Origin of the sequence: Azomonas agilis (assembly GCF_007830255.1) — a bacterium.
In the GTDB taxonomy this organism is placed as follows: Bacteria; Pseudomonadota; Gammaproteobacteria; order Pseudomonadales; family Pseudomonadaceae; genus Azomonas; species Azomonas agilis.
Genome location: NZ_VLKG01000001.1, coordinates 1 through 14,830 on the forward strand (window position 1 = coordinate 1; position 14,830 = coordinate 14,830).

The 14,830-nt window shown below is 50.9% G+C and carries 16 protein-coding genes and 1 CRISPR repeat array; of the genes, 4 read left to right on the forward strand and 12 right to left on the reverse strand.

Going from position 1 to position 14,830, the window contains the following annotated elements; translation table 11 throughout:
- Window positions 1-7 precede the first annotated feature (7 nt).
- The 4 genes from LX59_RS00005 to LX59_RS15520 are packed head-to-tail and all read right to left on the reverse strand — an operon-like array spanning window position 8 to window position 1,036.
- On the reverse strand, window positions 8-268 hold the full coding sequence (locus LX59_RS00005; RefSeq protein ID WP_246118638.1) for a hypothetical protein: 261 nt from the start codon (window positions 266-268) through the stop codon (window positions 8-10).
- Window positions 265-597 (reverse strand): hypothetical protein, encoded by a 333-nt coding sequence (locus tag LX59_RS00010; RefSeq protein ID WP_144569801.1) that lies wholly within the window; start codon window positions 595-597, stop codon window positions 265-267. Before LX59_RS00010 ends, LX59_RS00005 begins: the two co-directional genes overlap by 4 nt.
- A complete protein-coding gene (locus LX59_RS00015) occupies window positions 597-866 on the reverse strand; it encodes a hypothetical protein (protein ID WP_144569802.1) in 270 nt (89 codons plus the stop codon). Before LX59_RS00015 ends, LX59_RS00010 begins: the two co-directional genes overlap by 1 nt.
- Window positions 863-1,036, reverse strand: a complete 174-nt coding sequence (locus LX59_RS15520; RefSeq protein WP_170234308.1) for a hypothetical protein — start codon at window positions 1,034-1,036, stop codon at window positions 863-865. The genes LX59_RS00015 and LX59_RS15520 overlap by 4 nt, the downstream gene beginning before the upstream one ends.
- A 345-nt stretch (window positions 1,037-1,381) precedes the next feature.
- On the opposite strand from LX59_RS15520, the gene LX59_RS00020 reads away from it, so the two are divergent.
- Window positions 1,382-1,678: a type II toxin-antitoxin system RelE/ParE family toxin gene (locus tag LX59_RS00020; protein ID WP_144569803.1), complete on the forward strand. Its 297-nt coding sequence runs from the start codon at window positions 1,382-1,384 to the stop codon at window positions 1,676-1,678.
- A gap of 9 nt (window positions 1,679-1,687) precedes the next feature.
- Entirely contained in the window at window positions 1,688-1,996 is a 309-nt protein-coding gene (locus LX59_RS00025) for an addiction module antidote protein (protein ID WP_144569804.1), read from the forward strand.
- 105 nt (window positions 1,997-2,101) lie between these two features.
- Here the strand turns inward: LX59_RS00025 and LX59_RS00030 are convergent, their stop codons facing one another.
- From LX59_RS00030 to LX59_RS00045, 4 genes are all read right to left on the reverse strand, one after another.
- Window positions 2,102-2,767, reverse strand: a complete 666-nt coding sequence (locus LX59_RS00030; protein ID WP_144569805.1) for a KilA-N domain-containing protein — start codon at window positions 2,765-2,767, stop codon at window positions 2,102-2,104.
- Window positions 2,768-3,031 carry a helix-turn-helix transcriptional regulator gene (locus LX59_RS00035; protein WP_144569806.1) on the reverse strand — a complete coding sequence of 88 codons (264 nt, stop codon included), beginning with the start codon at window positions 3,029-3,031 and terminating at the stop codon, window positions 2,768-2,770. It lies immediately after the preceding gene.
- Between the two features lie 107 nt (window positions 3,032-3,138).
- Window positions 3,139-3,822 carry a hypothetical protein gene (locus tag LX59_RS00040; RefSeq protein ID WP_144569807.1) on the reverse strand — a complete coding sequence of 228 codons (684 nt, stop codon included), beginning with the start codon at window positions 3,820-3,822 and terminating at the stop codon, window positions 3,139-3,141.
- A gap of 115 nt (window positions 3,823-3,937) precedes the next feature.
- A complete protein-coding gene (locus tag LX59_RS00045) occupies window positions 3,938-5,386 on the reverse strand; it encodes a tyrosine-type recombinase/integrase (protein ID WP_144569808.1) in 1,449 nt (482 codons plus the stop codon).
- Window positions 5,387-5,989: 603 nt separating this feature from the next.
- Here LX59_RS00045 and LX59_RS00050 point away from each other — a divergent pair.
- Window positions 5,990-7,102, forward strand: a complete 1,113-nt coding sequence (locus LX59_RS00050) for a diguanylate cyclase domain-containing protein (protein ID WP_144569809.1) — start codon at window positions 5,990-5,992, stop codon at window positions 7,100-7,102.
- 366 nt (window positions 7,103-7,468) lie between these two features.
- Here the strand turns inward: LX59_RS00050 and LX59_RS00055 are convergent, their stop codons facing one another.
- Complete coding sequence (locus LX59_RS00055; protein ID WP_144569810.1) at window positions 7,469-8,008, reverse strand: methylated-DNA--[protein]-cysteine S-methyltransferase; 540 nt, start codon at window positions 8,006-8,008, stop codon at window positions 7,469-7,471.
- Between the two features lie 18 nt (window positions 8,009-8,026).
- Window positions 8,027-8,774: direct repeats of the CRISPR family, unit length 28 nt; unit sequence TTTCTAAGCTGCCTACACGGCAGTGAAC.
- Between the two features lie 275 nt (window positions 8,775-9,049).
- On the opposite strand from LX59_RS00055, the gene LX59_RS00060 reads away from it, so the two are divergent.
- The gene (locus LX59_RS00060) at window positions 9,050-11,488 is read left to right on the forward strand and encodes a TonB-dependent siderophore receptor (protein WP_144569811.1); all 2,439 of its coding nucleotides are present in this window, start codon (window positions 9,050-9,052) and stop codon (window positions 11,486-11,488) included.
- Between the two features lie 48 nt (window positions 11,489-11,536).
- Here the strand turns inward: LX59_RS00060 and LX59_RS00065 are convergent, their stop codons facing one another.
- From LX59_RS00065 to LX59_RS00075, 3 genes are read right to left on the reverse strand one after another with little or no spacing between them, the layout of a single operon-like run.
- Complete coding sequence (locus LX59_RS00065; protein ID WP_144569812.1) at window positions 11,537-12,430, reverse strand: efflux RND transporter periplasmic adaptor subunit; 894 nt, start codon at window positions 12,428-12,430, stop codon at window positions 11,537-11,539.
- Window positions 12,431-12,453: 23 nt separating this feature from the next.
- Complete coding sequence (locus LX59_RS00070; protein ID WP_144569813.1) at window positions 12,454-12,654, reverse strand: DUF1656 domain-containing protein; 201 nt, start codon at window positions 12,652-12,654, stop codon at window positions 12,454-12,456.
- A complete protein-coding gene (locus LX59_RS00075) occupies window positions 12,644-14,824 on the reverse strand; it encodes an FUSC family protein (protein WP_144569814.1) in 2,181 nt (726 codons plus the stop codon). Before LX59_RS00075 ends, LX59_RS00070 begins: the two co-directional genes overlap by 11 nt.
- Window positions 14,825-14,830: the final 6 nt, after the last annotated feature.

Below are 14,830 nucleotides of genomic sequence, written 5' to 3' on the forward strand. Positions count from 1 at the left end.
GTCATGGTTAGTCCTCGGTGGGGGCGTTCAGCAGATCAGGGTCAAACTGGTCGCACAGCTCATAACCTGTTTGTTGCACCAGCACGGCTAGGGCTTTGGCTGCATTAGCTAAACCGCTTTCCAATTCATGATGCAGGTGGTGTTCACTACCATCGGCCCCCAGCAGATCAGCAATGGCGCTTAAACCAAGTCCGGCACAGGTCAGGGTATTGGCCCGCTCATAAGCCAAAGCATCATTGTGGCGGCGATTGATCGGAGGGCGGCTCATGGAGTCACCTCCAGCGCTTGAGCCAGACTCAGACGTTCTTCAGCACCTCGGCTTAAATCCGTCATCACCAGACTGAGGTTACCCAGCTCTTGGAGTAACCAGCCAAGGCTCATTAGCTCATCGGCATTTAAGCCAAAGTCTTGGTTGTGGGCGGCACTGGCGATGCACCAGCCAATGGCAGAAACACCCGTAGTCAGGGTGCCAAAGCATGAATCCGCTGCTTGTGTAATACGTTGCAGTCGCTCGGTCTGCTCAGTGGTTAGTGGGGTATTTCTAAAGGCTGGGGCGATGCTGTCCAGATCCACCAGTAACTCACGCAGGCGGCTCATTACTTCACCTCCTGTACGGCGTTTAGGGCGTTATCCAGTCGCTCTGATTCAGCGTTTAAATACTGAGAACAGTCGTGGGCCAAGTAATGCCCCAAGCGGGCCAGATCCTTGGCTACGTCCATACGGTTTTCAGCGGGGGATGAGGCATCCAGTACCGCCGGAATAGCCGCCATCAATGCCGTGAGCCAGCGGGTGTGCTCTACGCCATAACGGACGGTTTCTAGGCTTTCATCAGCTACTTGAGCGGCACTAAAAACAGGCTGTTTCACTGAACACCTCCTAGGGTTTCCAGCGCGCGGGCCTTGTTCATGTGGTCGTTGTAGCGATTAAGGCGGGTAGAGAGGGAGGAATCAGCGTGTAAGGCAGCTAAGGCCATGCGCCGATGGGCGATTGCCCGAATTTTGGACGGATTGAGGCTGAGGATATGACGTAGTGTCATGGGTGTAGCTCCTTGATTAGTGGAGCTGCCACGAGTCGTCGCCAAACGATTTTGGGTGGCAGCTGTACGCAGGTTGGCGAACCGGGAATCAAGGCACCCGGCACACCCGAAGGTGTCCCGCGCACAGCCGCCATGACAGGACATTGCGGGCATAAAAAAACGCCACACAATGGTCATTGGGGCGCTGGTGCGCCTTGATTTGTTCGAGTCGCCAAACCCGTCCCCTGTCGCTTTCACAAGGGCAGGCACAGAGTAGCCTCTGAATGCCCCCATATCAACCCGTATGTAGACGTATGCGTCCAGTTGTGTACTAATAGGATGTAAACCATAGTTTACGGATAGAGCATGTCCATCGTCCTTCTCCAAACTCCAACGTATCAACAATGGTTTGCCAGCCTCAGAGATATGCGGGCCAAAGCACGCATTCAGGCCCGATTGCGGCGGATAGAGCTGGGTACTTTTGGGGACTGCAAGCCGGTGGGTACAGGAGTCTCCGAGTTGAGAATCGACTACGGCCCCGGTTACCGGATTTACTTCGTCCAACAAGGTTACGAGCTGGTTGTTCTGCTGGGTGGCGGTGATAAGTCCAGCCAAGAACGAGACATTAAAGCGGCTATTCAATTGGCCAACGAATACCGATAGGACACGATGATGACTGAGCACAAACTGACCCGCTGGGATGCCGCTGATTACCTGAATACAGAGGAAGATATCACCCTGTATTTGGAGGCCTGCCTTGAAGAAAATGATCCGGCTTTGTTTGCTGCGGCCTTGGGTGACGTGGCTCGTGCGCGAGGCATGATGCAACTGGCCCGTGATACAGGATTGACCCGTGAGGGCTTGTATAAGGCGCTGTCTCCTGAAGGTAATCCCAGCATGGCTACCATCATGAAGGTGATGACGGCTTTGGGTGTACGGCTGCACGTTGAGCCTTTGGCGGGCTCTAGTCATCAGGCTTAAATAAGGCACCAGCAACCCCACAGGGTTTTGGTTATACTGGTGGCGCAATATGCTGATTGTTTTAATGAGGCTGCCCTGACTGGCAGCCTTTTTTATGCCTGTCATTTAAGCAGCCTCCAAAGACTTGCCTAGCAAGCCTCGCATGTACTTCAACAGGTTCTGCTTTCGCTCAGCGTAGGGCATTCCAAGGCCGATCAGCACGGTATCCCGTAGTTCCGCTAAGGTCAGAGCCTCCAATTCAGCAGCGCTCAACTGGTCACGGTCACGGCCAGCAAAAGAACCTGCTATCACCTCATTGATGAGTTGAGCTTCATTGATGAAATGATGCCTAGCTGGTGCCTTACCGCGTAACTCGCAATTGAGCTTTACCGCATCACAAAGACCTCGGTAGCCAATAGCGGCTTCGCGTCGGGCTGCGTTCCAAGGCTTCCTGTGTCCGCGTAGAAGTTCATCGATACGCAAATCGCACCACGCCGCAAAGTCATCGGACAGCCAGCGGGCGAATGCTACAGCTAGTTTTGGGTGAATCCATGTACCACCATTCTTGCCGCGTTTGGTTCTAATGAAGTCGGGCACGTTGTAAATACCAGATTTTCCGGTATTTAAAGCACGCACCAATGCACTGATATAGCTGGTAGTGCTTGGCAGGGATGACCAGTCGTTCACACGCTTTCCAAATCGCTCGGCAATCTCTGTTGCATTGAGCCAGCCATCAGAATTGAAGCATACGGTATGGTTTTCGTAGACAAAGGGGATGATTTTAGTGGTCATTCAAGCCACTCCATCCAAGCGGGTGGCAACCCATTTATCTACCAAATCAGCATCCCAACCCACACTACGCTGACCTATTTTGACAGCCTTAGGAAACTCTCCCCTCCCCATCAAGGTATAAATCCAAGCACGGCCAAAACCAGTAGCTGCCATAACTTGAGGTAACCGATAGATACGGCGCTGAATATGATTTACTCGGCTGGTGCGGGACGGGGTAACAGAATTCGAGGTATCAGCCGAAACTTGACCAACAATGGCAGGCATAGCCAGTTCTCCTTGGCGCTCAGTGGCGCGTAGTGGAAGTGGCTAGGCAAGATATGCAATAAAATACAGCTTGTGCCTCATTGGGGTTTAGTAAAACCCCAATGGGGTCAGCTTTTATCCTTAAAAGCAGCGGCTTCACTGAGAAACTTCACTACCGTCTCAGGGCTATTTGGCATCTGTAGGCCGTATTGCGCGGCGGCGGCTCTTAAAGTCGTATCAGCAGCATAGGGTTTAGATAGATCAACATCGGCTATAGCCGCTAACGTAGCAATTATTTGATAAATACTTTTTCGTTCACTTGAGTGAAGAGGTTTGTCGGGCTGGCTCAGTTGGTTTTGGCTACCATTTATCTCTGCCTCCAAACTCAGAAGCACCTCTCCACGTAAGACCCATTGAGCTGAATCTGGCAATGTGGTCTCCAATATACGTACAACCCTGTTTTCTATATCCGAGTCAAAAACTAAAGGAAAGAGTGCGCTTTCTATCTCACCTTGTGAGTTTATACGGATAACTTGTCCACTAGGTCGTAGATCCCATACCTCAGCTATCCCACCCTCTATCGGAAAAGGATCACCGTAAAAAGTCTCTGAAAATCCTTCTACAGAGGACTTATGTACTGTTTCTGCTCTAGCTGGTGTTGGATCACCAAAATAAGCTGAAATTTTTATTTCCCCACTTACTGCTAAATGGATTAGATCCTTTTCTGTCAGCGTTTCTGTCGTTTTGGTCGACAAATAGGTTGCCGCCTCGCTTAAAGTCACCCATTTTTTACGTCTTATAAGCCAAGTCATTCCCTTCGCTCTCCCAAGCACTCCCACTAGAAAAAATCAGCCAACCAAGCGGGTGGGAAGTCCGCCTTTCGCCCCGTCGGGCTAGGTTGGCTGAGTAACTCTGATAAGCGCTGTCTTATAAGGTCTTGGTCTTTCGCATTGGAACCACATTGTCAGCCATCAATATCGCCTCAATGCGCTCCCCTAAAAGCCCCCAAGCCTGAGCTTTCTCTTGACTGTATTCATGGTGGAGGTAGTGCCGTCGAACTTTTGAGCCACCCAGTAGATGATTTTGGCAGCGGTCGATGATTTCTAAAGGAATCCCTAACTCCTGCATCATCGTAGCTCCTGTTCGGCGTAGATCGTGGGGAGTCCAAGCACCACGCGCACCAGCAGCCAATACCAATGAATCATCGTGATGGCGGCCGGCTAAGGGCTTAGCGCGGTTTTTAAACCGGCACTGGCGATCTCCCACCAGCTTTGAAACCGTTTTAAGGCAAACGTGGCCATCATTATGAGTGGCGGGAAATAAGTAGGTTGCATCACCAGTCAGACCATAAAGCTCTTTGAATTGGCGCAAAGCGAAGGGAGATAAAAACACATGGTGCTCTTGTCGCTTATTGCGCTTGCCTTTGGTGTTCTCAGCAGGAACAAACCACTCTCCTGTATCTAAGTTCACATGCCGCCATTCTGCTTTTAAGAGTTCACCAATACGGCAGAGCGTTGATAAGCAAATCCATATTGCACATTGGACTTTACGATTAACGGGACGAATACCCGTGTATTTTTTGCCTGAAGGTAAACCAGCGTAGTTTTGCTCTAACCCAACGAAGATATTGCGTAGCTCTCGAATTTCATCAGCGGACAGTACCCGGTCACGCTCTTCCTGATAGTCAGGGTCGAGTAGTTGTTCAACGTCGATTAGATCTGCTGGATTACCATCTAACATCAGCCCACGCCAAGGCTTGCGCTTTTCTGCCCATCGTAGCATTTGGCCTATGTCATTGTTCAAAACCACCACTGTACGGTTTAGGCCGCGTGCTCGGACGGTACGCAGAATATCTAGCAAATCCTTTTCCTTTAGTTCGTGTATTCGCCGTTTTCCAATAACGGGCAGCACATCTTTTTCAAAACTTCGCCGCAGCCCTGCATTCCCATCCTGTCGTGCAACGCCGTCCTTTATCCAGTCTGCGAATAAATCCGCTATGGTAAGGTTCTCAGTAGCCTTACGCTCTGCCTCGACAATAGTGGCTTCAATAGCGGCTTGGGCCTGAATCTTCACAGCCTTTTTCTCATCACAAGGATTGATGCCGTCAGCAACCTTCTGGCGAGCTTTATCGCGCTCTGCGCGAATATCTGCAACCCTAATATCAGGATAAGTACCACACTGATACCAAGCTACTTTTCCAGCCCAACGGAAAGCGTACTTAAAACGGATACTAACCGCCCCACTAGCGCCTACCCTGACCTCTCCAGATAAACCACCACCATCGCTAATAGTGTCCCCTTTCCAGTGAGCAGGTATCGCTTGCAGCTCCTTTACTGTCCATTCACCGCCTTTACCAGCTTTGGGGTATCGAGTCATGTCCGTCTCAGGGGTAAACAAAGGGGTAAACACAAAATCTGGCTTTAGGTAGAAACCAGTAGACTTCAGTAGACAACCAATATGCCTACAACCCTTATAAACACTGGAGTTAGCTTATTCCACTAACTTCTACTAACGTCCACTGAAATCTAGCTAATAATTGCATGGGGTGCAAGGGGTAGAGTGTTCAAATCACTCCGTCCCGACCAAATAAATCAACGACTTAGGCCGATCAGAAATGATCGGCCTTTTTCGTTTGCGCGAAGAAAGAGGTAAACCTAAACCAGTGTTGGAAGAGTAGCCACAAAATCGCAGGCCTTGCTCATGCACTGATTGAGCGATTTAGGTGGGTAGATTAAGAAGGAATCCGCATGTCAGGTAGCCAAAGCCAATTACCTGAATTTTACACGGATTGAGGCTAAGGACATGACACAACCTTATGGATAGTTCTCCACGAGTTAGATAGGAAAAAATCACTAAGCAGCTACCGAGCTGTAATGAAACATGCTATACAAAGCAAAATGCCACCTATACTTATCGAGTTAGTATATTTCTATCTGAATATCTAAATAGTGCTCAAGTATAAAAATTAATGGAGTAATAATGAAACAAACGGATCAGACGCTTCTTGAGCAAATGCGCATCACTGACTTTGAAGTCGAGCACCGAAAAAATTTGTTTTTATTCTCCAGCGTAGATGCACAACTACTTAAATCCTGTAAGTCGCTTATTGAGCAAAATATTGATGCAGTTGTATCCGAATTCTATCGAATGCAAACCAGTATCCCAGAAATTGCTCTATTAATTGGCGATGCGGATACATTGGCTCGACTACGCAGTGCCCAGCGCCGATATATTTTGGACTTATTCAGCGGCCTGTATGATCTTGAATATATAAATAATAGATTGCGTATAGGCCTTGTACACAAGCGTATTGGTGTAGAACCTAAACTGTATTTGTCAGCCATTTATACGCTTAAACATCTACTGCATGAAACGATAGAAAAGAACAGTCAGCCGGATATGAACCGTATCGCTATTATCTCAGCACTTGATAAGTTATTACTGTTCGATGTCACCTTAGTATTTGAAACTTATATCCGTAGCCTCGTATCAGAAATCGAAACTGCTAAAGACAAATCAGAGCAATATGCGCGCAGTATGGAGGAAAAAGTCAAGGAGCGAACGCGCCAACTAGAGGAGATATCCTGTACGGATGCCTTAACCGGATTACTCAACGTTAGGCATCTCCAAGACATTATCACTACAGCCCTACGCAGTGCCCAACGGCGTTCTGAACCCGTTTCAGTGATTTACATTGATATCGACGACTTTAAAAAAATTAATGACACACAAGGCCATCAGCGGGGCGATGAAATTCTTCGCACCGTTGGAAACCTAATAAAAGATACAGCCCGTATGGAGGATAATTGTATCCGTTATGGTGGCGATGAGTTTTGTGTTCTTTTAACCAATTGCCGAGAAGATCAAGCCAGAGAACAATTTATTAACCGTCTCACTCAAAAAATCAGTGAACGATTATCTGGTGTTACCATCAGTATTGGTGTAGCCCAAACCGGGCCTAATGAATATTTGGATGCTCATACACTCATCAAAATTGCAGATGAGCGCATGTATGCAGCAAAACAAACCCATAAGAACAACATAGCTAAAATCACCACCCTTGGTGTGGATAAACTCATTGAGTCCAGTTAAAAATCAACCCATTAAAACAGTTTACGAATACTAGACTTTAATAAATAGTTTAACAAAGCTCCATTAACAGTGTCTTAACAGAGACCCTAGCCAACGACTACAAACTTACAAATGCATATACTAAAACGCCTAAAGTTGCACTTGTGTACCAAGACCAGAGGGCATTATTGATGAGTAACTCCAAGGAGAAACTGAATCTGTTCTTGTCCTGTCGGAGCGCACTTGCAAACTACGCAGCCCTGATCACCAAAGACCGGGCCAAAACCGAGGACGTTGTGCAGATCGTTTACAGGCAGTCTGACGGCTAAGTTCTAAGAATCTGTCTGTCCCCCATGGAGCTTTTGAGGTTTTACTACGTCAGGCTCCTCAGCAAAGGGCTTTATTCTGACAGCGCTGTTCATGATTCAATAGCCACTGCTTACGATGCAAACCACCGCCATAGCCCGTTAAGGAGGCGTTGCTACCAATGACACGATGGCAGGGGATTACGATTCCAATGGGATTAGCCCCATTAGCCAAACCAACCGCTCGCACTGCTTTAGGGCGGTTAATACGCCGGGCCAGCTCGCCATAGCTGATGGTCTGCCCTTGGGGAATGCTGCACAGTGCCTTCCATACTTCACGCTGGAAATCCGTTCCGCCGGTGACCACCTGAATCTGGAGCGGTTCAATCATCGCAATGTCCCCCTCAAAGTACGCTAGCAAAGCTTGAGTAGCCGGTGACTTTTGCGGGTTCTCCTGCATGTTTATGGAGATTTTGGGGTATTGCCGACGCATCAGCAGGTGCATACGGTCTTCGTACTCCTGCCAGTCTATGGCCCGCAGATGCCCTTGCTCATCAGTAACCAACAGCATCTGGCCTAGCGGCGTTGCCACGCGCTCCAATAGAAAAGTCAGGGTTGGCATAGGTTTCTCATAGTTGCATTTCTAAGCTGCCTACACGGCAGTGAACTGGGCATCCGGGCTAGATACTCCTGCGCTAATTTTCTAAGCTGCCTACACGGCAGTGAACATTTCCCCCGTCGAATGAATGAAAGCCAAGCTTTTCTAAGCTGCCTACACGGCAGTGAACGAATCTCATCTGATTCAGACGCAAAAGTTGGCTTTCTAAGCTGCCTACACGGCAGTGAACGATATGTTCGGTGGCCTCATCCCAGCGGTTAATTTCTAAGCTGCCTACACGGCAGTGAACCGGCGAAGAACTTACGCCAACCTACACCGACATTTCTAAGCTGCCTACACGGCAGTGAACAAGTTGCGGAAAAACTATTTCAGCGCGCGACTTTTCTAAGCTGCCTACACGGCAGTGAACTGTATTCACTTAGGCATGGTGAAATACGTCATTTTCTAAGCTGCCTACACGGCAGTGAACCGAACCCTGACTCAACACTGGAGCAACATCATTTTCTAAGCTGCCTACACGGCGGTGAACGTGTCGTTATGGGGTGCGCCCGTCACGGAAGCTTTCTAAGCTGCCTACACGGCAGTGAACGATGACACTGGCGCTCTTGGTAGTTGCCTATTTTTCTAAGCTGCCTACACGGCAGTGAACGCCGTGCGGATTATCCAAGAGCAGGTTTTCTATTTCTAAGCTGCCTACACGGCAGTGAACGAGGAATTCGTCGAGGCCATCGCCCGCCTATTTTTCTAAGCTGCCTACACGGCAGTGAACAAGAGCTTAAATCATCCAACTTATTATGGCAAAAGGCAAAAACAGCTTTTTCTATCGTTTAACCCAAATTTTTACCCTACGCCACAAACCCCGAATAATGCGGGCTCTGCATCAAGATTAAAAAAAGGGTTTGAAGCGTTCACAGCACCTCGCCTTCAAATGTAAAAATATTTTCATAAATAGATGAGGACAACCCCCTGCTCCTTCGTGTCATTAGGCAGAACGCAATTATTCGCATTTATGCCTATGGCTTTAACCTAGGAGTGCTCCTTTCCATGCCACGCTTTTCCTGCGATGTAGGTCGCATTTCTTTATTACTGGCACTCGTCACCACAGGGATAGCAGGGGGCGGCTTACCTCACACCACTTGGGCGGCACAGGCCACGACTCAACTGGAACAAACCTACCCATTCAACCTAGCGGCAGGCCCATTGCCTCAGCGCCTCAATGAATTCAGCCGCCAAACGGGGTTGATCCTGATTTATACCGACAAGATTTCCTACAGCCTGCAAGCGCCCAGCGTGCGGGGAACCTACAGTGCTGAAACCGCTTTAGAGCAGCTACTGCAAAACTCAGGCTATCGTTTTCGCCCCGTGGATGAAGGCACACTTACCTTAGAACCCATTCCCCAAGACACCAGCAGCGGCACTTTAGATCTATCGGCTATGACTGTTATGGCACAAGGACCTTCACGTGGCACAGGCACCAGCTATCAGCCTGCCGAAACCACCAGCATCATGCGCACCAAAGCGCCGCTGTTGGAAATTCCGCAAACCATCAACGTAGTACCGGCCCAAGTCATTAAAGACCAAAAGCCACGCAATTTAGACGATGCCCTAAACAACATCAGCGGTATTACCCAAGCCAACACCCTAGGCGGCACTCAGGATGCGGTGATGAAGCGGGGTTTTGGCGACAACCGTGATGGCTCCATTATGCGCGACGGGATGCCCTCCTCCTTAGGACACAGTCTGACCGCCAGCGTTGATCATGTAGAGGTGCTTAAAGGCCCGGCCAGCTTGCTGTACGGCATTCAAGATCCGGGCGGGGTGGTCAACTTAGTCAGCAAAAAGCCCCAACTGACCGAGCAGCACTCCATCACCGCACGCGCTTCAGGCTATGCCCACGGGCGTAATGGCCACGGCGGACAATTCGACAGCACCGGAGCCATCGGCGACAGCAACTTTGCCTATCGACTGGTGGTGGATTACGACACCGATGACTACTGGCGTAACTTCGGCACCAACCGCGAGACCCTTGTTGCTCCCTCTCTAGCGTGGTACGGCGACAAAACACAGGTCACCTTCAGCTACGAACATCGGGAATTTTCGTATCCCTTTGATCGCGGCACGGCCATTGATCCTGCTACCGGTCGGGCACTGAATATCTCCAGACGCAAGCGCTTAGACGAAAAATTCAACATCACCGAAGGGCGCTCCGACCTCTTCCGCTTCAACCTAGACCACCAGTTTAATGATCAGTGGAGCGGCTCCTTTGCCTATGGCTGGAGCAATGAAACCTACGACGATAACCAAGCCCGCGTCACCAGCGTGAACTCCACCAAGAAAACGGTGACACGGCGGGTAGATGGAACCCACGGCGCGATCGGCACCAACAGCTTTGGCCGCCTCAGCCTCAACGGTGACTTTGAGTTGCTGGGTATGCGCCATGAACTGATGACCGGAATCGACAGCGAAAAACGCAAAATCTTTCGTGCGGATTTAATCCGAGGCAGCAACAGCACCATCAGCTATACCAATCCCGTTTATGGCACAGTCGGTACCTCTGATAACGTTGATACGAGCACCAGCGACCAAACAGATAAGCTACGTACCGACTCCTTTTACATCCAAGACTCCATCCATCTGGATGAGCGCTGGATTTTAGTACTCGGAACCCGCTATCAACGCTACGACCAATGGGCCGGTCGCGGACGACCCTTTAAAGCTAACACCGATGTGAAAGACCACGAATGGACACCACGCGCAGGCTTGGTGTACCGCATCAATGATGAAATGTCGGTGTACGGCAGCTACACCTACTCCTTTAAACCCAACTCCACTATTGCGCCTTTGTCCTCGGGTACAACTTTGGATGGTTCAACACCACCCGAAGAAGGCCGCTCGTGGGAAGTGGGTGGAAAATGGGATATTCCCGGCCGCTTTACCGCCAACTTAGCCTTATTTGATATTCACAAACGCAACGTCTTGGTGAATGAAACCGACGCTCTGGGATATACCTACAGCCGTGCCGCAGGCAAGGTGCGCTCCTACGGCGTGGAGTTAGACATCAGTGGTGAGTTGACCGAGCGCTGGAGTGTAATCGGCAGCTATGCGTGGTTGCACGCCGAAGTCACCGACGACCCAACCCTAGAGGACAATCACCTGCAAAACGTAGCCAAAACGACAGCCTCTTTATCCGCTACCTACGATGCAGGCTCTATCTTTGGTGGGGATAAATTACGCTTAGGCGGTGGTACACGCTATGTAGCTAAACGCTCTGGGGATTCGGCCAACAGCTTCACCCTACCAGCCTACACAGTAACGGACGTTTTTGCTCAGTACCAAACCCATCTGGGCGAGCGCAATCTGAGCTTCCAGTTCAACATCAAGAATCTGTTTGATAAGACTTACTACCCTTCCAGTGCCAACCAGTATTACGTCGCGGTAGGGGAAGCGCGGCAGTTTTTATTCTCCAGTACCCTAGAGTTTTAAGCCTTCAGCCGCTGGTTAAGGCCAGCGGCTTCTCAGCCGAGTTTCCCCCTAAAATAAATCGGGGTCAGGACGGGCACGATCTTCACCGGGAATCACCGTTACCGTACAGGTTAAACCCGCCGACAACACTAAGTCTGGCGGTACTTCCTCCAGCTCGATGCGCACCGGAATACGTCGAGCCAAACGCACCCAGTTAAAGGTCGGGTTCACATCCGCCACTAAGCTGCGGCTTTCCGGGTTGTCACGGTCGTAGATGCCCCGGGCAATGCTGTGTACCCGCCCCATCATCACCTGACCACTCATCAGGCGCATCTCGGCCTTATCGCCCTCACGGATCATGGGCAGGCGGGTTTCTTCAAAGTAGCCATACACATAGAAGGAGTGACTATTCACCACCGCCATCACCGCTTCCCCACGGTTGGCAAAATCACCCACAAATACGTTCAGGTTGGTGACATAGCCATCCACTGGAGCCCGTACTTCCGTGCGGTGCATGTTTAAACGGGCGGTCTCCAACTGCACCAAGGCTTGGTTATAGTCCGCCTGAGCTGAGGCTGCCAGCAAACCGGCATTGCTGCGTGACTCGCGCGAGACTACGCGCTCATCCATATCCGCGCGGCGGCTGGCATCGTCCTGACGCATTTGCCACTCCGCTTTACGGGCAGCAACTAGGGCTTCCGCTTGTTTTAAGGCATGGTGGTAGTGTTCGTGGTCAATTTGCAGCAGCAAATCGCCCTTCTTCACAAATTGGTTATCCCGAACCGCAACCTCAGTCACCAGCCCGGTAACGTCGGGGGCAATACGCACAATATCGGCCCGTACTCGACCATCCCGCGTCCAAGGCGAGTCCATATAGTGAACCCATAATAAACGCACAGTGACAGCCGCCGCACAAAACACCAGCAGCGTAAATAAGACACTGATTACTTTTTTCCAAGACATATCAGCCACTCACAGCAGCAGAACTAACGATAAATATACAGGGCCAGAACACCGTAAAAGCAGGTAAACAAGCTGACCCGCAATAAGATAGGATGCCAAGTGTGCTGATAGAACCCCGACCATGCGATAAGCCGATCAATTCCCCAGCCCACCGCCAGACAGACCAAAAACAATAGGGTGACGCTGGGCATATAAATGCCAAATAAGGCGACTTCACGAGGCAAGGTGAGACCTCCCAGCCGTAGTTGATGATCCTTCCGCCAAGGGGGAGTTGGGATCGAGTAAAGAACTACGAATAAAGTGTAGATAGCTCAACACCCGCCGCAGAGGTGAGCTATCAAACTGAGGGGGACGGGGCTCTGGGGTTTCCCGTACCGCAACAATGGCTTGCTCCACCGCATTGAGTGCCCGCTGATGATTTTCCGCATCCGGCTGAATGAATAGCCGTACTAGAGACCGCCCCAGTACTCGAACGCTTAAGCGCCATTCTGTGTCCTCTCCGTACCAAGGCTCTTTGGGCAAGCGCGCTTGCTCTTCGCGCAGCTCAATCACCGCATGGCCGATTTCCAACACGGTAAACATCCAGCGCATCAGGCGTTTTTGCACATCGGGCCTCCCTGCTGCCAGTGCATAGCCTTGGTTTAACAGATCGCGGGTTCCACTTTCAAAGCCTGCAATCATGCCCCGCAACTTACCACTGACGGCAAATACCACCCGCATGCGCAAATCCTGCTCCAAACGCCCCCATAGCCAAGGTTGGTTGGGCGGCAGAATAAAGGTTGAAGCCAGTGCCGCAATGGCAATCGACAGGATGGCCGCCAGATAATTGTTTAAGAACAGAGCTGGGTTATACAGCGTGAGGTTATTGGGCAGAGACAGAATACAAAACCAGATCAGTAACCCCACGCCATAACCTGCGGTTTGCGGACGAGCTAACCAGAAGGTGCCCAGCGTCAATATGGGAACAAAGCTGCAATACAACAGCGGGAAGCCATCAATCTGGGGATAAATCCAGAAATACAGGAAAAATCCCAAGATCCCGCTCAGGGTTGCGCCCCAAAAAATCTGGGATGCTAAACGCCCCGGATTACCTGAAATAGAGGTCAGCGCAGAAATCAAGCCCACAGTTAATACAGACGTAGGGCCACTGGGCCAAGCGGTGGCAATCCAAAAAGCACTCAAACCTAACACCAACAGAGCACAGCGCACACCCGCTACCGCCGCCGCCACTCCGTTAGCACGGGGCGTAAAGCTGTATTGCCACTGCTCGCGCTCGTGTTGGTGCTGCACCAAAGAGGCTTGGGTCAGGGTGTAGTTGTGTAGATCGTCTAAGAAGCGGAACAACAGCTCAGCGGCGGTGTTGTAGTCTAGGATCAGGGAATCACTGGCTCCCTTCATACTGAGCTGTTGCCGCCCTTCGCGAATTTGGGGCATCAGATCGCGCTTACATTGGTCTAAACGGGCTGCTTGGGCCGCTGCCTCTGAATCCATCAATAAATGTTCGGCCAAAGGCGCTAGGGCGGTGCTGATGTCGTCCAAACAGGGCTGCAAAATATCAACCACCACCTGCCCTTCTGGGGTTGCCTGTAACCGCTGCACCAACTGATACAGGGCGTGGTAGCGGGTGGAAACCACCATGAACTCGTTGTTCATGCGCGCTAAGCGGCCACTACGCACCCGAATGCGCGGATCTTCAAAGGCACTGGCATTGCGCAGGTTTTCCAAGCTCACCGCTTGGGCAGCAAAGCGGGCATGGCTTTGTTCAACCTCTAGGGGTTCTAGCTGGCCACTGAGCCCAGAACGGGCAAAACGGGCAAAGTCCCTCAGGCGGCTATTAGAGGTGGCCCGCAAGGTGGCGCTACTGGTTTGCGGCAAGATCAAGCCACTGACCAAACCGGTACACAAAATACCGACGGTGATTTCCACCACCCGCCATAACGCCTGCATAAAGGCTTCTTCAGGGTGTAGGCTGGCGGGCAAGCCGATCATGATGGCGGTGTAACCTGCCAACACGCAGGCATAGCCGCGAAAGTCCCGATAACGGGCAGCCCCTGCGGTACAGAGCCCCACCCAAAGGGCCAAACAGAGCAAAAACAGCACCCGCTCCTGATTGAACAGCGCAATCAGCGTCACCATCAGGGTTAACCCCAATAATGTGCCGATGATGCGGTAAAAGCTTTTGGCCAATACCTCACCACTTTGGCGCTGCATCACAATAAACACCGTGACCACCACCGTCCCCGGCTGCGGTAACTCCAAGCGGTACGCCACCCACAGGGCGATAAACACACTGAGCAGCGCTTTGAAGATGAAGATCCAAATCACGCCTTCACTTTGAGCCCACTCACGCAGGGCCCGTCGAAACAGGGGCCCCTGAGTCGTCATGACGGACATAGGAAA

Coding starts and splice junctions, on each gene's coding strand:
- LX59_RS00030 (WP_144569805.1), bottom strand. CDS start 2,767: ATGACCACTAAAATCATCCCCTTTGTCTACGAAAACCATACCGTATGC.
- LX59_RS00065 (WP_144569812.1), bottom strand. CDS start 12,430: ATGTCTTGGAAAAAAGTAATCAGTGTCTTATTTACGCTGCTGGTGTTT.
- LX59_RS00010 (WP_144569801.1), bottom strand. CDS start 597: ATGAGCCGCCTGCGTGAGTTACTGGTGGATCTGGACAGCATCGCCCCA.
- LX59_RS00075 (WP_144569814.1), bottom strand. CDS start 14,824: ATGTCCGTCATGACGACTCAGGGGCCCCTGTTTCGACGGGCCCTGCGT.
- LX59_RS00020 (WP_144569803.1), top strand. CDS start 1,382: ATGTCCATCGTCCTTCTCCAAACTCCAACGTATCAACAATGGTTTGCC.
- LX59_RS00045 (WP_144569808.1), bottom strand. CDS start 5,386: ATGACTCGATACCCCAAAGCTGGTAAAGGCGGTGAATGGACAGTAAAG.
- LX59_RS00035 (WP_144569806.1), bottom strand. CDS start 3,031: ATGCCTGCCATTGTTGGTCAAGTTTCGGCTGATACCTCGAATTCTGTT.
- LX59_RS00040 (WP_144569807.1), bottom strand. CDS start 3,822: ATGACTTGGCTTATAAGACGTAAAAAATGGGTGACTTTAAGCGAGGCG.
- LX59_RS00060 (WP_144569811.1), top strand. CDS start 9,050: ATGCCACGCTTTTCCTGCGATGTAGGTCGCATTTCTTTATTACTGGCA.
- LX59_RS00005 (WP_246118638.1), bottom strand. CDS start 268: ATGAGCCGCCCTCCGATCAATCGCCGCCACAATGATGCTTTGGCTTAT.
- LX59_RS00025 (WP_144569804.1), top strand. CDS start 1,688: ATGACTGAGCACAAACTGACCCGCTGGGATGCCGCTGATTACCTGAAT.
- LX59_RS15520 (WP_170234308.1), bottom strand. CDS start 1,036: ATGACACTACGTCATATCCTCAGCCTCAATCCGTCCAAAATTCGGGCA.
- LX59_RS00050 (WP_144569809.1), top strand. CDS start 5,990: ATGAAACAAACGGATCAGACGCTTCTTGAGCAAATGCGCATCACTGAC.
- LX59_RS00055 (WP_144569810.1), bottom strand. CDS start 8,008: ATGCCAACCCTGACTTTTCTATTGGAGCGCGTGGCAACGCCGCTAGGC.